23 protein-coding genes are annotated in these 20,157 nt (G+C 54.6%); 15 read left to right on the plus strand and 8 right to left on the minus strand.

Features of this window, described 5'->3' with window-relative positions; all coding sequences use genetic code 11:
* The first annotated feature begins 12 nt into the window (after positions 1-12).
* Together CXF87_RS00070 and CXF87_RS00075 are read left to right on the plus strand one after the other, a co-directional pair.
* Positions 13-867 carry an AAA family ATPase gene (locus CXF87_RS00070; protein WP_101144961.1) on the plus strand — a complete coding sequence of 285 codons (855 nt, stop codon included), beginning with the start codon at positions 13-15 and terminating at the stop codon, positions 865-867.
* 3 nt (positions 868-870) lie between these two features.
* On the plus strand, positions 871-2,052 hold the full coding sequence (locus CXF87_RS00075; protein ID WP_101144962.1) for a vWA domain-containing protein: 1,182 nt from the start codon (positions 871-873) through the stop codon (positions 2,050-2,052).
* Positions 2,053-2,083: 31 nt separating this feature from the next.
* On the opposite strand, the gene CXF87_RS00080 is transcribed toward CXF87_RS00075, so the two are convergent.
* Entirely contained in the window at positions 2,084-2,647 is a 564-nt protein-coding gene (locus CXF87_RS00080) for a hypothetical protein (protein ID WP_101144963.1), read from the minus strand.
* Positions 2,648-2,817: 170 nt separating this feature from the next.
* On the opposite strand from CXF87_RS00080, the gene CXF87_RS00085 reads away from it, so the two are divergent.
* Positions 2,818-3,216, plus strand: coding sequence for a RidA family protein (locus CXF87_RS00085; protein ID WP_101144964.1), 399 nt, complete (start codon positions 2,818-2,820; stop codon positions 3,214-3,216).
* Here the strand turns inward: CXF87_RS00085 and CXF87_RS00090 are convergent.
* On the minus strand, positions 3,176-4,642 hold the full coding sequence (locus CXF87_RS00090; protein ID WP_101144965.1) for a cobyric acid synthase: 1,467 nt from the start codon (positions 4,640-4,642) through the stop codon (positions 3,176-3,178). The two genes, CXF87_RS00085 and CXF87_RS00090, sit on opposite strands and share 41 nt — an antisense overlap.
* Positions 4,643-4,873: 231 nt before the next feature.
* Between CXF87_RS00090 and CXF87_RS00095 the strand changes: the two genes are divergently transcribed.
* The 6 genes from CXF87_RS00095 to CXF87_RS00120 are packed head-to-tail and all read left to right on the plus strand — an operon-like array spanning position 4,874 to position 10,608.
* Complete coding sequence (locus CXF87_RS00095; protein WP_008956398.1) at positions 4,874-5,896, plus strand: LacI family DNA-binding transcriptional regulator; 1,023 nt, start codon at positions 4,874-4,876, stop codon at positions 5,894-5,896.
* Positions 5,897-5,907: 11 nt separating this feature from the next.
* The gene (locus CXF87_RS00100) at positions 5,908-6,924 is read left to right on the plus strand and encodes an ABC transporter substrate-binding protein (RefSeq protein ID WP_101144966.1); all 1,017 of its coding nucleotides are present in this window, start codon (positions 5,908-5,910) and stop codon (positions 6,922-6,924) included.
* A gap of 2 nt (positions 6,925-6,926) precedes the next feature.
* Positions 6,927-7,823: an ABC transporter permease gene (locus tag CXF87_RS00105; protein WP_101144967.1), complete on the plus strand. Its 897-nt coding sequence runs from the start codon at positions 6,927-6,929 to the stop codon at positions 7,821-7,823.
* Positions 7,820-8,608, plus strand: coding sequence for an ABC transporter permease (locus CXF87_RS00110; protein ID WP_008956395.1), 789 nt, complete (start codon positions 7,820-7,822; stop codon positions 8,606-8,608). Before CXF87_RS00105 ends, CXF87_RS00110 begins: the two co-directional genes overlap by 4 nt.
* 58 nt (positions 8,609-8,666) lie before the next feature.
* Entirely contained in the window at positions 8,667-9,749 is a 1,083-nt protein-coding gene (locus tag CXF87_RS00115; protein ID WP_101144968.1) for an ABC transporter ATP-binding protein, read from the plus strand.
* Positions 9,742-10,608: a phosphodiesterase gene (locus CXF87_RS00120; RefSeq protein WP_101144969.1), complete on the plus strand. Its 867-nt coding sequence runs from the start codon at positions 9,742-9,744 to the stop codon at positions 10,606-10,608. Before CXF87_RS00115 ends, CXF87_RS00120 begins: the two co-directional genes overlap by 8 nt.
* On the opposite strand, the gene CXF87_RS00125 is transcribed toward CXF87_RS00120, so the two are convergent.
* On the minus strand, positions 10,605-11,468 hold the full coding sequence (locus tag CXF87_RS00125) for a bifunctional transcriptional activator/DNA repair enzyme AdaA (RefSeq protein WP_101144970.1): 864 nt from the start codon (positions 11,466-11,468) through the stop codon (positions 10,605-10,607). The two genes, CXF87_RS00120 and CXF87_RS00125, sit on opposite strands and share 4 nt — an antisense overlap.
* 215 nt (positions 11,469-11,683) lie before the next feature.
* Between CXF87_RS00125 and CXF87_RS00130 the strand changes: the two genes are divergently transcribed.
* Both CXF87_RS00130 and CXF87_RS00135 read left to right on the plus strand, forming a co-directional pair.
* Positions 11,684-12,604, plus strand: a complete 921-nt coding sequence (locus CXF87_RS00130) for a glutaminase (RefSeq protein ID WP_101144971.1) — start codon at positions 11,684-11,686, stop codon at positions 12,602-12,604.
* A 103-nt stretch (positions 12,605-12,707) separates the two neighbouring features.
* On the plus strand, positions 12,708-13,313 hold the full coding sequence (locus CXF87_RS00135) for a LysE family translocator (RefSeq protein ID WP_008956390.1): 606 nt from the start codon (positions 12,708-12,710) through the stop codon (positions 13,311-13,313).
* Here the strand turns inward: CXF87_RS00135 and CXF87_RS00140 are convergent.
* Positions 13,299-14,171, minus strand: coding sequence for an AraC family transcriptional regulator (locus tag CXF87_RS00140; RefSeq protein WP_232774454.1), 873 nt, complete (start codon positions 14,169-14,171; stop codon positions 13,299-13,301). The two genes, CXF87_RS00135 and CXF87_RS00140, sit on opposite strands and share 15 nt — an antisense overlap.
* 155 nt (positions 14,172-14,326) lie before the next feature.
* On the opposite strand from CXF87_RS00140, the gene CXF87_RS00145 reads away from it, so the two are divergent.
* Both CXF87_RS00145 and CXF87_RS00150 read left to right on the plus strand, forming a co-directional pair.
* Positions 14,327-15,145: a DUF1206 domain-containing protein gene (locus CXF87_RS00145; protein ID WP_101144973.1), complete on the plus strand. Its 819-nt coding sequence runs from the start codon at positions 14,327-14,329 to the stop codon at positions 15,143-15,145.
* Positions 15,146-15,159: 14 nt separating this feature from the next.
* Positions 15,160-15,762 (plus strand): YqaA family protein, encoded by a 603-nt coding sequence (locus tag CXF87_RS00150; RefSeq protein WP_008956387.1) that lies wholly within the window; start codon positions 15,160-15,162, stop codon positions 15,760-15,762.
* Between the two features lie 52 nt (positions 15,763-15,814).
* On the opposite strand, the gene CXF87_RS00155 is transcribed toward CXF87_RS00150, so the two are convergent.
* The 3 genes from CXF87_RS00155 to CXF87_RS00165 form a co-directional block, all read right to left on the minus strand.
* Positions 15,815-16,603 (minus strand): slipin family protein, encoded by a 789-nt coding sequence (locus CXF87_RS00155; RefSeq protein ID WP_101144974.1) that lies wholly within the window; start codon positions 16,601-16,603, stop codon positions 15,815-15,817.
* A 59-nt stretch (positions 16,604-16,662) separates the two neighbouring features.
* The gene (locus tag CXF87_RS00160) at positions 16,663-18,012 is read right to left on the minus strand and encodes an NfeD family protein (RefSeq protein ID WP_101144975.1); all 1,350 of its coding nucleotides are present in this window, start codon (positions 18,010-18,012) and stop codon (positions 16,663-16,665) included.
* 180 nt (positions 18,013-18,192) lie between these two features.
* Positions 18,193-18,600: a DUF4019 domain-containing protein gene (locus tag CXF87_RS00165; RefSeq protein WP_101144976.1), complete on the minus strand. Its 408-nt coding sequence runs from the start codon at positions 18,598-18,600 to the stop codon at positions 18,193-18,195.
* 201 nt (positions 18,601-18,801) lie between these two features.
* On the opposite strand from CXF87_RS00165, the gene CXF87_RS22350 reads away from it, so the two are divergent.
* Entirely contained in the window at positions 18,802-19,281 is a 480-nt protein-coding gene (locus CXF87_RS22350) for a class I SAM-dependent DNA methyltransferase (protein WP_431313216.1), read from the plus strand.
* 143 nt (positions 19,282-19,424) lie between these two features.
* Positions 19,425-19,565: a hypothetical protein gene (locus CXF87_RS22355; RefSeq protein WP_431313215.1), complete on the plus strand. Its 141-nt coding sequence runs from the start codon at positions 19,425-19,427 to the stop codon at positions 19,563-19,565.
* A 43-nt stretch (positions 19,566-19,608) separates the two neighbouring features.
* On the opposite strand, the gene CXF87_RS00175 is transcribed toward CXF87_RS22355, so the two are convergent.
* Positions 19,609-20,094 (minus strand): DUF1456 family protein, encoded by a 486-nt coding sequence (locus tag CXF87_RS00175; RefSeq protein WP_101144977.1) that lies wholly within the window; start codon positions 20,092-20,094, stop codon positions 19,609-19,611.
* Positions 20,095-20,157 lie beyond the last annotated feature (63 nt).

Below are 20,157 nucleotides of genomic sequence, written 5' to 3' on the forward strand. Positions count from 1 at the left end.
TGAGGCTCTCACATGGCGTTTGATTCCACTTCTTCCTATATCGCAACCGATGCGCTCAAGCAGGCGGTAAATGCCGCCGTAGTACTTGAGCGGCCGCTTCTCATCAAAGGCGAGCCAGGCACCGGCAAAACACTGCTGGCTGAAGAGTTGGCTGAATCTCTCGATACTCAGTTGATCACCTGGCACATCAAATCCAGCACCAAGGCGGCCCAGGGGCTGTACGAGTACGATGCGGTAAGCCGCCTGCGGGATTCACAGCTGGGCGTGGAAGGTGTCGAGAACGTCGGTAACTACATCAAGCCTGGCAAACTGTGGGAAGCCTTTACCGCTGGCGAGCGCGTGGTGCTGCTGATCGATGAAATCGATAAAGCCGATATCGAATTTCCCAACGACCTGCTCCAGGAACTGGATCGTATGGAATTCCACGTTTACGAAACCGGCGAAACCATCCGTGCCGAGCAGCGCCCGATCATTGTTATCACCTCCAACAACGAAAAAGAGCTGCCGGATGCCTTTCTGCGCCGCTGCTTTTTTCACTACATCGAATTCCCCGACCGCGAGACCATGCAGGCGATTGTCGATGTTCACTTTCCAGATATCGCCCCTAAGCTGGTCAGCGAAGCGTTAGAAGTGTTTTTCGAGCTTCGCAAGGCGCCCGGACTCAAGAAAAAACCCTCCACCTCCGAGCTGGTCGACTGGCTCAAACTGCTGATGGCCGACGAGCTGGCGCAAGAAGCACTCTATAACCGCGACCCAGCAAAGGCCTTGCCGCCCATGGCTGGCGCCTTGGTCAAGAATGAGCAGGACACCCAGTTGCTCGAGCGCTTGGCATTCATGATGCGTCGCCAGAAGAACACAGGGCGCTAAGCCATGTTTATTGGCCTATTTGAAACGTTAAAGCGCGCGGGCGTGCCCGTCTCACTGCGCGAGCTTTTAGACCTTCATGCCGTAGTGGAGCGCGGCGTGGTGTTCGCCGATATGGAGGCGTTTTATCAGGTAGCGCGCACGGTGATGGTCAAAGATGAGCGCCACTTCGACCGTTTTGATCGCGCCTTCGCCGCCTGGTTTAAAGGCCTTGAGGACATGGACGCCGCCATTGAGTCGCTGATCCCCGATGACTGGCTGCGCCGCGAGTTTGAAAAACAGCTCACCGATGAAGAAAAAGCCAAGATCGAATCCCTGGGCGGCCTCGAAGAGCTCATTGAGACATTTAAAAAACGCCTGGAAGAGCAGAAAGAGCGCCACGCAGGCGGCAACAAGTGGATCGGTACCGGCGGCACTAGCCCGTTTGGCGCCTATGGCTACAACCCGGAAGGCATCCGGATCGGCCAGGATGGCTCGCGCCACCGCCGCGCCACCAAGGTGTGGGATGAGCGACGCTTTCGGGATTACGATGACTCGCTGGAGCTAGGCACCCGCAATATCAAGATGGCGCTGCGGCGGCTGCGCAAGTTTGCCCGCCAGGGCGCGCAGGACGAGTTCGATGTGGATAGCACCATCCGCGAAACCGCCAAAGATGCCGGGCTACTTAATGTGCAGATGCGCCCCGAGCGCCACAACGCCGTTAAAGTGCTGCTGTTTTTGGACGTGGGCGGATCGATGGATGACCATATTCGCGTATGTGAAGAGCTATTCTCGGCGGCCCGCTCCGAGTTTAAACACCTGGAGCACTACTACTTTCATAACTGCCTATATGAAGGTGTCTGGAAAAATAACCTGCGCCGTGGCAATGAGCGCATTCCAACGATGGATGTGCTGCATACTTACGGTGCAGATTACCAAGTGGTGATCGTAGGCGACGCCGCGATGTCACCCTACGAAGTTTCCCATCCAGGTGGCAGCGTTGAGCACTTTAACGACGAACCGGGCGGCGTTTGGCTGAAGCGCCTATGTGACACGTTTCCGCGTTTGGCATGGCTTAACCCTTTGCCGCCTCGCGCCTGGGAGTACACCTATTCGACAAAGCTCATTCGCGAGATTATCGAAGACCGTATGTATCCCATGACGCTTGAAGGGTTAGAAACCGCCATGCGCGAACTGGCGAAAAAGTAAAAAGTAGCCAGCTTTTACGCAACACAGCGCCCTATAAGGCGGTAGGAAAGTTGTCAAGACCGGTTAAAAATGCCTGCTTCGCCTGCTCAAATGCTTTTGGGTCGTGTTTAAAACGACGCAGAATCAGCGCTTCATCCAAGCTAAGGGTAGGTGCCAGCTCATTGACGCTTTTAGCGGGGTGGCGCGCGCCTAAACCAATGCGTTTACCCCCTGCCCCGCCGAACCAACGCTTGATACCACTCTTCTGGTAGAACGCTTCCTGCTCGGCGCTATCCACATCGACGCGCAAAGGGGCTTTCAAGGTAAGTTCACTAATCAAGCGCTGCTGGGCGTCTGCTTGGTCAAGCGAGCAGGCGTGGGTAACCGTCATGCCCACGCCTTCTTCGTCCAGCACTAGTAGTGCCAACGCTTGAGGCTTACCCTGGGCATCAACGGCAGCAAATAATCGTGCAGCTTCTTGAGGAAAGAGCACACTGCAAGTGCCGGTAAACACGACAAGCGGCGTTAGACCGGCATCTTGTCCGTAAACTTCAGCGCATAAACGCGCCAGAAAGGCATTGCGCTGGGCCTCTGCGTTAACGTGTACGACCTTCATTGGAATCAACCTCGCCGACTGAAAAGCCGCAAGCCTAGAGCAATCACCGCCGTTTGGACAGTGCCTTGTGCCACGCGATAGACCATTCATTTATACTGATACTGAACACGACTGCCAACAGGCTGTCGTCAGTCACTGTAAATGTGAACATTGACTTAGAAGGAGCTAACATGACCACCTTTACGAATGACCCCACCATGCCCACCCCGAGTTTCCCCGGCAGCCACATGGTCATAGATGATCACTATGTGTTTATTTCAGGGCTAACCGTCGCCGACCTCTCCAACGGCCACGCCGCACGGGGAAATATTAAAGAAGAGACGCGCCTTGTGATGCGCGCACTTTTGCGCATGCTTGAAATGGAAGGTGGTAGCTTTGCCGATGTAGTGCGCGTGGATATCCATATTACTGACTTACACGCTATTCAAGACATGGATGGTGTTTACGCCGAGTATTTTGAACCCGGCCGCTACCCGGCGCGCACCTGTACCGAATCCCCCCATATATGCGGCGGTAGCAATGTTGAAATCACCGTGATGGCGAAGCGCCAGCATCAATCAGAGCAATAACCGCCTCAATATCGACCTGGGCTTCCAGCATATCGGCCAAGCGATCAAGCTCACGCTCTCGGTGGGCTTGATAATCGCTTTGTTCACCGTTAACCAAACCTAACTGTTTCAGCAGTGCCTGGCAGCCGTCGGGATGGTCAAACAAGCCATGCAGGTAGGTTCCTAGAATCTGTCCATCACCGCTAACGGCACCTTCCGGGCGACCATCCACAGTAAATAAGGGGGAATTCAAGGCAGCCCCTTCGCTCACGCCATTATGGATTTCATAGCCGGTGACTGTCGCGCCTTCAGTAACCGTTATGCCGCTCACATTTCGCAGCTGTTTGCCCGCCATCATACGCGTTGTTAGCGGCAGCAGTCCCAATCCTGCTTCTTTCCCCGGCTGGCCCTCCAGCCCATCAGGGTCATCCACCCACTCGCCCAGCATTTGAAAGCCACCGCAAATACCTAACACCTTACCGCCGTAACGCAGGTGGCGCAGAATGGCTTTATCCCAGCCCTGGCGCCGTAACCAGGCAAGATCGCTCGCAGTGCTTTTACTACCAGGCAGGATAATCACGTCAGCAGCAGGAATCGGCTGCTCGGGCCCCACAAAGGTCAGCGCCACCTGAGGGTGCAAGCGCAGCGGGTCGAAATCAGTGTGGTTACTGATGCGTGGAAGCGCTGGCACGACGATAGTAAGAACCTTGCTCTGCTTCTCGACCTGGGTCACCCCAATGCTATCTTCAGAATCGAGCACCAGCCCTTGCAGATAGGGCAGCGTGCCCAGTACCGGTTTACCCGTACGCGCTTCCAACCAATCAAGCCCCGGTTCCAGCAGCGCAATATCTCCTCGAAAGCGGTTAATAATAAAACCTTTGGTGCGCGCCTGCTCGCTCTCACTTAGCAGCGCCAGCGTGCCCACCAACTGGGCAAATACACCGCCGCGGTCAATATCGCCCACCAGCAGCACTGGGCAGTCGGCGGCTTCGGCAAAACCCATATTGGCAATATCGCCTTCGCGAAGATTAATTTCTGCAGGGCTACCCGCGCCTTCGGCAATAATCACATCGAAGCGGCTTTCCAGTGCCTGCCAAGCCGCCATTACGCTCGCCTTTGCAGTGCGTTTATAGGCATGGTAATCCAGCGCATCCATATGGCCATGCACCTTGCCGCGCAAAATCACCTGGGCGCCACGATCCGTTTCCGGCTTTAGCAGTACCGGGTTCATATCGCTATGAGGGGCCAAATAGCATGCCTGGGCCTGCAGCGCCGTGGAGCGGCCAATCTCGCCGCCATCGCTGGTCACTGCGCTATTCAGCGCCATGTTCTGGGGTTTGAACGGCGCCACTGATATACCACGCCTTGCCAGTGCACGGCAGAGCGCAGCCACCACAGTGCTTTTACCTGCATCCGAGGTGGTGCCTTGAATCATTAGTGTGGCCATCACGTTATCCCGCCCAGGTGAACAAGAGCGAGACTGTAGCGACCTGGGAGCATCAGCGCAATTGTGACCAAGCTCATCGACCAGTGCCCTCTTCATCACACTCCCTCTTTAATGACACTCAAAACCGTACTTCAAAAATACTTCTTACCGCCATCAATTTGTCACACGCCAACTTTAGGCTGATCAACAACAAATGAGATCGATCTCATTTTTCATTTATAGAGACTCTCTATGTCCGATTTAGTCAGTGTGGCCAAACTAGCCGGGGTTTCCCGGGCAACCGCGGCGCGGGCTTTTTCAAGCCCCGATCTAGTTCGCCCAGCGACCCGCGAAAAAATTTTTAGCGCTGCTCAACAGCTGTCATTCAGGCCCAACAAGGTCGCTCAACAGCTACGCTCGCAAGCCACGCAGATGATTGGCGTCATGGTACCGAGTCTCGATAACCCGGTGTTTGCGGAGCAACTACAAGCCATGGAAGTGGCAGCCAGAGCGGCTGGTTACTCACTGATCGTTACCACCAGCGAATACTCGCCCAGCCGGGAGGGTGACATTGTTGAGGAGATGCTGCGTCAGCGCGTGGATGGCTTGGTGCTTACCGTGGCTGAAGCCGATAACAGTGCCGTGCTGGACAAGCTCAGTCTCGAAACCACCCCGTGCTTACTAGTCTACAACCCACCTGGGAACAGCGGTTTCCCCTCCATCGGCGTCGATAACCGCGCCGCCAGCGCTGATGCCACCCGCCATTTAATTACTTTGGGCCATGAGCGCATTGGCATGGTCGCTGGCCCGCTGCTGCAATCAGACCGCGCCCGGCAGCGCTTTGACGGTTACTGCCACGCTATGCGCGAGGCAGGCCTGATCGCACGTCCGTTGGTTGAGATGGCCCGCCATACCCAAGCTGACCTGAAAAGCCTAACACCTGCACTGCAAGGGCCAGACGCTCTCAGCGCATTGGTTTGTACCAATGACCTGCTCGCCATCAGCCTGATGGGCGAATTGCAACGCGCTGGTTTTAACGTGCCTGGCGACCTTTCTGTGATGGGCTTTGATGGCATTGCCTTAGGCAAGCACCTCTACCCATCGCTATGCACCATTGAGCAGCCTCGCGCCGACATTGGGCGAGCCGCGGTGCACACCTTGTTAGCCATGATTCGGGGAGAAAGCTGCACACCTGCTCCCCTGCCCCACGCATTGCGTAAGGGCGAAAGTGTCGGAAACCCGACATCCCGCAAGTCCACGTTAGGCACTTTATAGAGGAGCACGGTATGAATCTTAAACGTCTTTATCAGGCAGTATTGGCCACGGCGATTATCAGCTCGTCGGGAAGCATTTTTGCGCAATCAAATGATAATGCAATTTGCTACAACTGCCCGCCGGAATGGGCCGACTGGGGCACACAGCTACGCTTGATTGAACAGGAAACCGGCATTCGCGTACCGCAAGACAACAAGAACTCCGGCCAGTCTTTAGCTCAGCTGGTAGCCGAAGCGGCAAGTCCGGTAGCGGATGTCGTCTACTACGGTGTGACCTTTGGCATTCAAGCCATGGAAGAGGATGTAGTAGCGCCTTACCAGCCCGAGCACTGGGATGAGATTCCTGAAGGCCTGAAAGATCCTGAGGGCAACTGGTTCGCCATTCATTCCGGCACGCTCGGTTTTATGGTTAATGTCGATGCCTTGGATGGTGCGCCGGTGCCCACCTCTTGGGAAGACTTACTGAAACCTGAGTACCAAGGTATGGTGGGCTACCTTGACCCCGCCAGCGCTTTTGTCGGCTATGTAGGCGCCGTTGCGGTCAACTTGGCAATGGGTGGCGATCTTAACGATTTCACCCCCGCCATCGACTACTTCAATGAGCTCGCCGAAAACGACCCCATTGTGCCTAAGCAGACTAGCTATGCGCGGGTGCTTTCTGGCGAAATACCGATTCTCCTCGATTACGACTTCAACGCTTACCGTGCCCGCCACAGCGACGGTGCTAACGTTGAGTTTGTGATTCCCGAAGAAGGTAGCGTGGTCGTTCCTTATGTGATGAGCCTGGTAAAAGAGGGTCCGAATCCTGAGAACGGCCAGCAGGTGCTTGACTTCGTGCTGTCTGACCAAGGTCAAGCGGTATGGGCAGACGCCTATTTACGCCCCGTACGTGAAAGCGCCATCTCCGCTGAAGCACGGGAAGTCTTCTTACCGGATAGCGATTATGCCCGCGCAGAAGCTGTCGATTACACCGCCATGGCGGCTGCCCAACGCAGCTTCTCTGAGCGGTATCTGTCGGAGGTTCGTTAATCATGACCGCGGCATCCAAGCAGCCCTCTGGGGCTGCTTCTTACTTTAGTCGCCAGTCAGCTAGCGTAGGCCCAGCGAGGCGTAAAAGCCTTATTGCTTTGTTAGCGTTGATGCCTGCGCTGGTCATCTTCTGCGCTTTCTGGTTGCTGCCTTTTTCACGCTTGATAGTGATGGGTGCCGAGGCTGACCGAAGTAGTGGCATCAGCGCCTATCTCACCATTCTCACCCATCGCCAGTACTTGATCAGCCTCGTGACCACCGTGGGCATCTCGCTTGTTGTATCGATCACGGCGGTGGCCATAGCGGGCACGGTTGGCTTTTTCCTGGCTCGACACCGTTTTTTCGGTAAGGCGGCCTTGGTGGCGATCCTCACTTTTCCACTGGCCTTTCCAGGCGTAGTGGTGGGATTTCTGGTGATTATGCTGGGTGGTCGCCAAGGAGCGCTGGCGCAGACCAGCCTATGGCTGTTTGGCGAGCGCTGGATGTTCGCCTACTCGCTGGCCGGTTTATTTATTGGCTACCTCTACTTTTCGATTCCTCGCGTGATCACCACGGTGATAGCGGCCTGCGACAACCTGGACAAAAGTCTCGAAGAAGCCGCCCGCTCGTTAGGCGCTAATACTTGGCAGGTCACCAAAGACGTCATCATACCCGGCATTGCACCTGCTCTGCTTTCTACTGGGGCTATCTGTTTTGCTACCAGCATGGGCGCGTTTGGCACGGCGTTTACCCTTGGTACGCGATTGAGCATTCTTCCCCTCAACATCTACGGTGAATTCACCAACTACGCCAATTTCGCCATGGCAGCCGCGCTTTCAGTGGTATTGGGGGTCATCACCTGGATGGCATTGAGCCTTGCCCGTAGGCTGGCAGGCGGCAACTTAGGGGCTTCGGTATGAAATCTCGCCTTCGCTTCACGCTGCAATTGGGCTTCACCCTGCTGGTGTGCTTGTTCATGATTGTGCCCGTCGCCATGTCAGTCATGGCGGGGCTGACTGAGAACTACTTTGTAGGCCTGGAGAGTGGGCTGACGCTGCGCTGGGTGAATGAGGTGTGGCAGCTCTATGCCGATACCATCTGGCTCTCCATTAAACTGGCACTCGCTTGCTTATTGATCACTATTTTGGTTGGCGTGCCTGCTGCCTATGGTCTGCTACGCAGTCGTCGCCGCTGGGCCAACGCGATTGAAGAGCTCCTGCTGCTACCGGTTGCCGTGCCGGGGCTGGCCACCGCGCTTGCCTTGTTACTCGCCTACGGCAGCTATCGTGAGTTTCGCGGTAGCTGGCTGTTTATTCTTGTTGGCCATGTGCTGTTTACCCTGCCCTTTATGGTGCGCGCGGTGCTATCCGTGATGCAAACCGCCAAACTTCCCCAACTGGAAGAAGCCGCTGCCAGCTTAGGTGCCAGTTTCAGGCAACGCTTTTTCGGAGTGGTCATCCCCAACAGTATGAGCGGCATTCTGGCGGGCGCGTTGATGGTGGTCACCCTATCCATTGGTGAGTTCAACATTACCTGGATGCTGCACACACCCTTGACCAAGACACTCCCGGTCGGCTTGGCCGATAGCTACGCCTCCATGCGCCTCGAAGTTGGCTCGGCTTACACGTTGATATTTCTAGTCATGGTGGTGCCGCTGCTGGTGGCGATTCAGTGGGCAGGAAAACTCACCCAGCAGCGACACTGAGCAATCGAGTCGTCACCCACCTTTACAGTCATCTGATTGCTTTATTCGAGAAACTTATATGAGTTCATCTGTCAGCATTACGCTTACCCAATGCAGCCGCACCTTCGCTGGCGGCAACACCGCCCTGCAGCCGCTGGATCTGCACGTCAACGCGGGCGAAACGTTAGTGCTGTTAGGGCCTTCTGGCTGTGGCAAAACAACGACACTACGCATTATTAGCGGCCTGGAAAGCCCCGACAAAGGCGGGCAAGTGCTGTTTGGAGAGCGTGATGTCACCGCTCTGCCGATTGAGAAGCGCGATGTGGGAATGGTGTTTCAAAACTATGCCCTCTTTCCCAATATGAGCGTTGCCGACAATATTGCCTACGGCTTGAAAATACAGCGTTTGCCACGTAGCGAGATCGCCCATCGGCTTGACGAAGTCATGCGTATGGTCGACTTGCAAGGCTTTGGTGGACGGCGCATTGACGCCCTCTCCGGCGGGCAAAAGCAGCGTGTTGCGCTCGCTCGCGCCATCGCCGTTCGCCCAAAGGTGCTGCTGTTTGACGAACCCTTGGCTGCCCTCGACGCCAAACTGCGTGATCGGCTGAGAATTGAAATTGGCCAGTTGCTTCGAGAGCTAGGCACTACAGCGGTTTATGTTACCCATGATCAAGACGAGGCAATGGCGTTAGGCGACCGCATCGCAGTGATGCAATCAGGCCGCATTGCCCAACTGGGCACGCCCCAGGAGATTTATCACCGACCGGCCAATGCTTTTGTAGCGGACTTTATTGGTGCGGTTAACTGCCTGGAAGTTATCGGTATGCAAGCCGATGGAGGGTTAATCGTACATGGGGGAGAACTTGTCGCCACCCATTTGCAGGGAGCACCCATGGTTTACTGTCGACCTGAAGATATTCAGGTGGTTTCCGTTGACCAAGCCGATGTAAAAGGCAGGGTGGTACAGAGCATTTTCCTGGGCCAGACCCAGCGCCTCATGGTGGACACGGGCGGCACTTCGACACTCCAGATTGAGGCCCCCTCCCGCGAGCGCTGGCCAAACGGTACCGCGATTGGTTTGGCACTCCCCTCCAGCGTGCTTTTTCATCCAGATAAGCCCACTGCCCCTGTTAATGCCAAGGAGATGGCCAATGGCTGATCAAGGTTTAAACATTAAGAAAGACCCTTATGCCCAGCAGTGCCTTATCGCCCAAATCAGCGATCCGCATATCAAGGCGGGCGGTAAACTCTCTTACCGCCATGTAGATACCGCCAGTGCTCTGCGCCATGCAATCAGCACGCTCAATCAGCTAGCCCCGCGGCCCGACCTGGTGCTAATTAGCGGTGACTTGGTTGATTTTGGCCACCCTGACGAGTACACCACCTTTAAGCAGATCCTGGCTGAATTAACGCTGCCTGTGTACTTGATCCCTGGCAATCATGATGATCGCCAGCATCTACGTGCCGCATTTCCCGACCACCGCTACCTATTCCAGCATCACGACTATTTGCAGTGGGCCGTTGAGGACTATCCGGTTCGCTTGGTGGGGCTTGACTCATCGGTACCGGGAAAACCCCACGGCGAGCTAAGTAATGAAAGCCTGCAGTGGCTAGACACCACCCTGGCAAAAAACCCTGAAAAACCGACTCTTGTCATGGTGCATCACCACCCTTTTGTTAGTGGCATCGACCATATGGATCGCCAGCCGCTGAAGCGACCAGACGCGCTAGCCGACGTCATTGGCAAACATGCCCAGGTCGAGCGCGTGCTCTGCGGGCATCTGCACCGTTCGATCCAAGCGCGCTTTGCTAACACTTTGGCGATTAGCTGCCCTGGGGTTTCCCACCAGGTGAGTTTGGATCTCAGCCCAGACGGCCCCTCCAGCTTTCAGCTAGAGCCACCCGGTTACCTGCTACACCAATGGTCGGCCACTAACGGCATGGTGACACACCAAGGGTTTATCGAGCGCTACCCTGGTCCTTTCCCGTTTTTTGATGCTAATGGGCTGATTGATTAGGTCGTTAAACTGGGGGCGAGCGCTGTGTTGTCGGTGTGAGCCAGCGCCAGCTCCCAGGCTTGCACCATCCGCTTTTTCTCAACACCCCACCGGTAGCCGCCAAGCGCACCGCTTTGCTGAATCACCCGGTGGCAGGGAATCCACAGCGCGATCGGGTTAGCGCCCACGGCATTACCTACTGCACGGGATGATTTTGGCGTGCCTAATGCCCTAGCGATATGCGAGTAACTGGCCAGCTGGCCTTCGGGAATAGTGAGTAGTGCCCGCCACACGGCAACTTGAAAATTGGTGCCCGTCACGTGCAATGACAAAGCAGCCGGCGCCTCTTCTGACTTGGCAAAAATCGCCTCCACCGCATAGCGCGTGGCAACTCGGTTAGGGTGGAAGGTGCTGCGCGGCCACTCCATGGCTAGCTTTGTTAGCAGTTCTTCTTCACTGGTGGTATCAATAAAGCCCATGCGACAAATACCACGGGGCGTCATTGCCACAAACATGCTGCCAAGAGGCGTTTCATGAACCCCATAAGTAATCTCAACGCCCTCACCCTGGCGCTTATACTCCCCAGGCGTAACGGCCTCTAGCTGAACAAAGTGATCATAAAGCCGTGAGCCGCCGCTAAGCCCCAGAGTATGAGCAATATCCAGCAACGAAGTAGAGGAGTGCATCAATTGCTTACCCCGCTCCAGCGTTAGCGCCTGTAAAAACCGTTTAGGGCTAATCCCCACGTAACGACAAAACAGCCGCTGGAAATGGAAGGCGCTAATATGAACGTGAGCGGCCACTGTTTCCAAATCAGGCTGCTCAGTAGCATTGGCAACCATGTAGGTCATGGCTTTTTCGATACGCGCATAATCGTTCATGTTTATCTCTCTAGCCGTTTCGTTTCAGGCTACTTATGGGCTTATCATGGCAGCCTAAGCGCTCAAGGCCCCGTTGCCGACCCGTATCTTGCTCAATGCGTTGTGGGCAAACACCCACTGTTTTAGCGTTATTGTTTCGGTGATGCAAAAAAGACAATTCTCCTGTTTTCCGCTAGGGTGAGGCCCCGCCTCCATTGACAGTGCACACTAAGCCCATGCAAGACTTAATTGATGACATTGCCGCAGCCATGGCGAAAGCAGAGGAACGTGGCAAGGTCGCAGACTATATTCCCGAACTTGGTCATGTAGACCCACAACAATTTGCCATTTCGCTCGCCACCGTCGATGGCCAGGTATATTCGGCGGGCTGCGCGACCACCCCCTTCTCAATCCAAAGCATTTCCAAAGTTTTTACGCTGACGATTGCGCTAGGCCAGATGGGCGACTCACTCTGGACAAAAGTGGGCCGTGAACCCTCGGGCGACCCCTTCAACTCTATCGTGCAGCTTGAACACGAAAGCGGCAAACCGCGTAACCCGTTTATTAACGCCGGTGCCATTGCGGTAGTCGATGCGATCATGATGGGCCATGAACCCAAAGAGACGCTGGGTGAGATTCTAAGCTTTGTGCGTTATATCGCCGATGACGACAGCATTTGCTTTGACCATGCGGTAGCTGCATCAGAGATGGCGCACCGCGACCGCAATGCTTCATTGGCGCACTTTATGAAAGCGTTTGGTCATCTTCGCCACGATGTCGATAAGGTGCTAGGCACCTACTTTCATCAGTGTGCTATTGCGATGAGCTGTGAGCAGCTCGCTCATGCCGGCCTGTTCCTGGCTTCGGATGGCGTCAATAAACCCAGCGATATTCGGGTCGTCGCCCCTCAGCGGGCACGGCGTATCAATTCACTGATGATGATGTGTGGGCACTACGACGCCTCAGGGGAATTCGCTTTTCGGGTGGGCCTGCCCGGCAAAAGTGGCGTGGGCGGCGGCATACTGGCCATCGCCCCAGGCCACGGCGCCATTGCCGTTTGGTCACCGGGGTTAGACGCCTACGGCAACAGCTTGCTAGGCACCCAGGCGCTTGAAATGTTTGTACAGCGCACAGGCTGGTCGGTGTTTGGGCATTAAAAGCAAAGAGTTAAAGGCAATGGTTTAATCAGTCACCTCAATTTTGTTCAATACCGCCAACAAGAACCATTACAAACTCCTTGCACTAACAAGGAGAATGACAATGAGCGCTACACTACTGCTGCCTACACTTCTGCCCATGACTGCATTTGCTCTTGCTGCGTCTATTTCGCCGGGGCCGGTCAACATCGTTTGTTTGAGTAGCGGTACGCATTACCCTATCGCTAAAGGGCTTGTTTTTGTAACCGGCGCCACGCTGGGTTTTGTCGCACTGTTTTTAGCCATCGGCGCTGGCCTTTACTCCCTGCTGAGTGTGGTGCCACTGCTGGAAACGTTTTTACGCTGGGCAGGCATTCTGTTTTTACTCTATCTCAGCTATCAACTTTTACAGCACGATGGGCGCTTGCAGGAGCGAGCCGGCGTCAAAGCCCCAGGGTTTATGACAGGCGCCATGATGCAGTGGCTCAACCCCAAGGCGTGGCTGGCATCTGCCGCTGGCATTGGTGCCTACACCAGTGCTGATGCCCCCTATCAGCTATGGCTGTTTGCCGGTCTCTATTTGCCTATTTGCTGGATATCGCTAGCCAGTTGGGTATATGCAGGCGCTTTTCTGAAACGCTATGTTCATCGTCCTATCATCTTACTAACGGTTAACCGCGCACTCGCTATCTGCCTGGCGGCTAGCGCTATTGCCTTACTGATTGAGTAATGGGTAGCGGTACTGGTTTGGTGTCGCTGCTACCAGCCGCTTAAAGGTTCTTTGAAAGTGGGGCTGGTCATTAAATCCAGCGTTCAAAGCCGCCTCAACAATGGGCTGCCCGTGCTTAAGCGCTTTCTGTCCCATCTGGATGCGCTGATTAATCAGGTAGGCATGAGGCGTTAGTCCGAAGTGCTGTTTGAAGGCGCGAATTAGGTGCCCAGCGCTATAGCCCGACTGCTGACATAGCCGCTCAAGCGATATATCGGAAGCATAATTGGCACGTAAATAAGCCGCGACATTCTCTAGCCTACTGGGCGCTTGAGGCAATGCGGCGGAGGATTCCTGAGCCAGCACTTGCAGCATGGCAGACAAGTACTCGACTAACGTCGTTTGCTTATCGCCAATGTCGCGTTGTTCATTCAGCAAACAAGCGACCATATCGCAGTACCCGGCATAAAGCGCTGGCTGAGTAATGACGGCGGTAGCGATATCTTGCCAGTACGGCGTATTCAACAGGCCCAGTTGGTAACGCAATTCACTCAGCCACTCGGTATCGACGTAGAGCATCATGTACGCCCAGGGCTGGTTCTCGAGGGGATTGCAGGCATGCACCCAATGGGGATTCATCATAACGATATCTCCCGCACTAATCTGATGTGTCGCATCGCGATAGCAAAAGGTGCTTTGACCAGAGGTAACCGCCCCCAGCGACCAATGCGTATGGCTATGAGGTGCATAGCAAACTTGTCGCGCGTCGCTGATCTTGCGCAGTTCCACATATGGCATCCGTATATCGCGCCAAAAGACAGGTGTCGATGTATTAGATGTGGTAGCTGACGACTTGTTAATTGACAAAGGTGCACTCATGGTTTGCTCGCATTAATAAAAATAGCGACTCGTCTTTTTTGAAGAAACTACACTGGACAATAGCACAGCACACGCACAGTATGGGCCGCCAAAAAGCTTGAGATGAACTAGTTTGCATAGGAATTCGCAACGCCATATCAAGTCAGGAGGACACCATGGCTAATAGTATGAAAAACCCCGATCACCGTGATGCGATTACTCTTTTCGCCCGCATGGGCTACGCCTCCCGCGGCATCGTTTATGTGTTAGTAGGTGGTCTTGCCGCGCTGGCAGCCTTTGGGCAAGGTGGCCAAACAGAAGGCAGCCGCGGTGCATTGGAAAGAGTCCTCATCGCCCCTTTTGGAAAAGTACTGTTAGGTGTCATCGCCGTGGGTTTGGTCGGCTACGCCATGTGGCGCACCATTCAAGCGGTCAAAGACGCGGACCATCACGGCAACGGCGCTAAAGGCTTAGCTATTCGTGCGGGCTTATTAGCGAGTGCGATTACCCATACGTTATTGGCCTTTTTTGCCGCCACACTCATCTTCCAGTTTACGGGCTCTTCCGGGGGTTCAGGCGGAGGCTCGCAGGGCGTGGCAGGCTGGTTGATGCAGCAGCCTTTTGGCCGCTGGCTGGTAGGGGCCGTTGGCTTGGTCATGATTGGGGTAGGGATCGCCCATGCGCTTAAAGGCTACAAGGCCAAGTTCGACAAGCACTTCGCTATGCCACCACAAACTCAACAATGGGCCTATCCTATCTGCCGTTTTGGCTTAGTCATTCGCGGGATTGTATTTGTTATCGTGGGTAGTTTCTTTCTGATTGCCGCTTATCAGTTTAATCCCGACCAGGCAGGCGGTACGGCTGAAGTATTTAGTACACTGCGCAGCCAAGCATACGGTCAATGGTTACTGGCCGTTGTCGCTATAGGACTCTTCGCGTTTGGCCTATACAGCCTATTAGCGGCTATCTATCGCCGCATTAATCCAGAGATGTAGCGACTGACTCCCTAATGGCCAACACAACAAAGCGAACCAAGCAGTGGTTTGAGCGTATTAATGGCTCGAAGAACATGCTGTGGTTACTCGGCACCCTCTCCTTTTTGGAAACGATTATTCTGCCCATTCCGCTTGAGCTGGTGCTGATCCCGCTGATGGCAGCCAATAAACAACGTATCTGGCTTTTAGCGACGGTCACTACCGCAGGTTGCTTAATTGCATCGCTGGTCGGCTATGGCGTTGGCATGCTGCTTTTTCAGTCGATAGGTACTTGGTTTATTGAGTTTATGGGCATGGAACAGAGCTATCAGTCGTTCCAAACCTTCTTCGATCAGTATGGTTTTGCCGCGATTTTAGCCATTGGCATTCTGCCCATTCCTTTTCAGGTCGCGATGATTACCGCAGGCCTTTCCGGCTACCCGGTTCTTCTCTTCGCGCTAGCGGCGTTAATTGCCCGCGGCCTGCGTTACTTCGGCCTCGCCTGGCTCGTCCACCGCTTTGGCAGCCGAGTACTGATGTTATGGAAACAACAAGCCCTAGTAACCAGCTTGGTGGCGGGTGTAGTGGTGCTGGTGGTGGCGCTGGGAATGCAGGCTTTGGCGGGGCTGATTGCTTAACCGGCGGTTGAAATATCCAGCCCCACCTTAGCAATGCGCGTTTGGCATTGGCTTACATATCATCCTGCGTCTTACCAGACGTTGCTGCCGTATGCTTGGCTTTCATATCTTTGAAGGCCTCCATGATGTCCATGGGTAGTGGAAACACAATCGTCGAGGCGTTTTTGTTGCTCATGTCACTCATGGTTTGCAGGTAGCGAAGCTGTAGCGCGGCGGAATTCTCCTGCATCACGTTGGCGGCTTCCACCAGCTTTTTGGACGCCTGAAGCTCCCCTTCGGCGTGTATCACCTTGGCGCGACGCTCGCGCTCCGCTTCGGCTTGGCGGGCAATGGCGCGGATCATGCTCTCATCCAGATCCACATGCTTGATTTCAACATTGGCCACTTTGATGCCCCAGGCTTCGGTTTGGGTATCAATGATTTCCTGGATATCGTCGTTGAGTTTATCCCGCTCGGAAAGCATCTCATCCAGGTCATGTTTACCCAGCACGGAACGCAGCGTGGTCTGCGCCAACTGGCTGGTCGCCTGGGTGAAATTCTCAACTTGAATGATCGCCTTTTCAGGGTCGACAACGCGGAAGTAAAGCACCGCGTTGACCTTAACGGTGACGTTATCCCGGGAAATGACATCCTGCTCAGGTACGTCCATGGTGATCACACGTAAATCCACCACCTCCATCTTCTGAATGGCAGGAATCACAATGACCAACCCTGGCCCCTTCACTTTCTGGTAACGGCCCAGAAAGAACACCACGCCGCGCTTGTATTCCGGCAATATACGAATGGAGGCAGCGATCAACATCACCACCAGCACCACAGGGACTAAATACGAAATAATCATTGGGCACCTCGTTTTGCAGATGGTTAGTTATGGGGGAAAGCACGTCACAATAGCGAGAATCACCGGGGCGTCACATGTACCGTCAAGCCCTCAAGGCGCACTACTTCAAGCTCATCACCCTGTTTAACGGACGCATCGCTCACCGCGTTCCAGCGTTCGCCATGCAGACGCACATGGCCGTTGGTTTCAAAATCCTCCAGCGCCACTGCCGTTGCACCAATCAGTTGCTCCGCACCGCTGTGCACCGGACGCCGCCGCAGCGTTGCAAAGCGCGTTAACGTCCATAGCATCAAGCCGCCAAAAATCAGGGCTACACCGCCAATCAGCGGTAACGAAATGGCCAAGTGTTCGGCATCCATCAGCATCACCGACCCCAACACAAAGGCGATAATGCCGCCCGCCCCCATCACCCCGAAACTAGGCATGAACGCCTCGCCTACCATCAGCGCCATTCCCACCACCATCAGTGCCAGGCCCGCATAGTTAATGGGCAGAACCTGAAAAGCGAACAGCGCCAGCAGCAGGGAGATAACCCCAATGGTGCCGGGAAAGAGGCTGCCGGGGCTAGAAAGCTCAAAAATCAGCCCGTAAAAGCCGATGATCATCAGGAAATAGGCAACGTTGGGATTGGTGATCAGCGAGAGCAGTTGAGTACGCCAGTCCGGGGAGTAACGTTCAATGGCAAGTTCCGCCGTCGCCAATGACTCCTCGCCGCGCTCCATCACCACTGTCCTACCGTCAAGCTGAGCGAGCAGGTCATTCATATCCCGCGCCACCACATCAATGACATTTTGCTCCAGGGCCTCACTCTCGGTGAGGTTTACTGCATCTCGCACTGCCTCTTCCGCCCAGTCGGCATTGCGGCCGTGGCGCTCCGCCAGGCTGCGGATAAAACTCACCGCGTCTTCAATCACCTTGCGCTCCATCGCGCTGCCATCTTGCTCGCCTTCAGACCCCTCGCCCGCCTCATCACCACCAGTCAGCCCGCCGCCGCCCATTTGCACCGGTGTCGCAGAGCCCAAATGGGTAGAAGGCGCCATGGCCGCTACGTGGCTGCCGTAAAGCAGATAGGTGCCTGCGCTGGCTGCGCGCGCACCACTGGGGGAGACGTACATCACTACCGGCAGGTCTGAATTGAGCATTTCCCGAATCATATCGCGGGTGGTATCAACTAACCCGCCAGGGGTATCCAGCTCAACAATCACCATTTCGCTGCCCTGCTCTCGGGCTTTACGAAGACCACGCTCAAAATAATCCTTGGTCGCAGGGCCGATAGCGCCTTCAATATTGAGGATTAAAGCGCTGGGCGAAGTTTGTGCCCTGGCCTGCCACGTGAGTGACAGCGCCGCCATCAGTAATCCCGCCACCAATAGCCACAGCCAGTGCGATTTGTGAGAAAGGGAGTGCATATCCGCTCCAGCAGCTACCAATACGCTCAAGGGTATCTACTCAACGTAGCACCCACGGTGAGCTTCGTCATGAACAACGTGATAGCGGGCGGTTAAGCGTAATAACGCCTAACCGCAGAAGGTTATGCTAAGCAACAGCGATGGCTGGAAGGACGTTCGAGGAGGTTGGCTGGGAGTTGGTTAGTTGACGTAATAGCCGCTTACCTTCCAATCGCCTCCTTCTAGGTGAGGCGTGATAGTTTCGGTAATCTGAGGCTTATTTTCAAAACGGGTTTGGAACGTAAACACCGCATAATCACCAACAGGCGCGCCGGGCATAGACGTTTCGCGGATAACACGTATTCGCCGCCTGGACTCAACTGCCCCAAAATCACGTCGGGCTGCATTGATGGTACGGGCCAGCATATTGGAAGAGAGCGGCACCTGCAGCAGCGTTGAGGATGCCTCCCACGCTTGTTCATACTCACCGCTGTCGATGGCTTCAAGCCACGCCAGTGCTGCCGCTTCAGCCGCATCGGTGTGCGAATGCGCGTTCGTGGTGAGCAAGAGAAGCAAGGTAGCAATGATAAAAGTCACTGTTTTGGACATAGCAAACTCTTGTGGCAGCCAGGGTTAATCGTGCGTCTTAAGTCATTATCGGAAGCTGGGGAAATTTCTTTAGCGTTAATCCCGCCTAGCGGAAACTAATGATAGAAAGGGATTCACCTGTCTTGGTCCGCGCTTCTCAAACCCCACCTGCTCGTTTACTATGCGCCACCCAACCTATCCAGCCCTCACCTTTAGGCGACCATGTCCGTCAACGCACTCTATACCGACCTTTCCGGCTACTACGATTTGATGTGCGTAGATATCGACTACCAAGCGCAAAGCAACGCCATTCGACGGCTGCATCAGCTTTTCGGTAACGACGGCACCGCCCATCTGGATTTAGCCTGCGGCACCGGCCCCCACGTGCGCCATTTTATTGATTTTGGTTACACCAGTGGCGGGCTGGATATCAATCAGCCGATGCTGGATATCGCCGCCTCACGCTGCCCAGAAGCCCACTTTTCGTTGCAGGATATGAGTAGCTTTGACGTCAGCGAGCCGCTGGATTTAATCACCTGTTTTTTATACTCGATTCATTACAGCGACGGGATCGAGAAGCTAGATGGATGTATTTCAAGCGCGCATCGCGCGCTCAAGTCTGGCGGAATTTTCTGTTTTAAGGCGGAATTTTCTGTTTTAACGCAGTCGATAAAGACAAAATCGATAACGGCTTATCGGTAAAACACAGCGCCAAACAAGCAGACGATTTATTCACGTTCCGCTCAGGCTGGCACTACAGTGGGCAGGGTGAAAAGCAGTCGCTTAGGCTAAGCATCGAGAAAACCAACGCAGAAGAGAAGCAGGTTTGGAATGACGAGCACCCTATGGTGGCAGTGAGTTTTAATGAGCTCATCGCCCTGCTGACGCCTTACTTCGAGGTGCACGTGTTTGAGCATAACTACGAGACGATTACCCCGTGGGATAACGTCTCGGGCAATGCGCTTTTTGTGTGCGTGAAGCGTTAAACGACTAACGGGATGGCGCCGCCAAGCTATGGCCCTTTTCGGTTTAGTCTTCTGAAGTGGAATCGCTTGCGCCCGGGCGAAGTTGGCGCTGAATGCCGAGTAAAAAGTTTCGCAGCACCTGATCTTTGCACTCGCGATAATTCTTATGGCTGGGCTTGCGGAAAAAAGCGCTTAATTCATGATTGCTTATACGGAAGCCTGCCAGCTCAAAAATAGCCAGAATATCGTCAGCCTTCAGATTTAGTGCAATGCGCAGTTTCTGAAACACCATGTTGTTGTTCAACTGCGTCTCTGGCGCGGGCTGCGGGCCTTCGCGCTTGCCACGCTTGAAGCTGATAAAGCCGTTCAGAAACGCCGCCAGCTCTCTATTTTTCATAGTCACAAAGGCGTCGTCTTCATCCTTTTTCAGCCAGGCAGTCACCTGCTCTTGAGCCACGCTGACCTCTGCCAAGGCGAAGATATCCACGATGGTGCTGTCTTTTAAATCAAAGGTGTAACGTATGCGGCGGAAAATATCGTTATTGGTCAAAATAGTGTCCCTAGTCTTAGGCAAACCCAGCACAATCAGGCGTTATGTGCATCTACGTCTATC

Origin of the sequence: Halomonas sp. MES3-P3E, assembly GCF_002836035.1 — a bacterium.
Taxonomy (GTDB): Bacteria; Pseudomonadota; Gammaproteobacteria; order Pseudomonadales; family Halomonadaceae; genus Vreelandella; species Vreelandella arctica.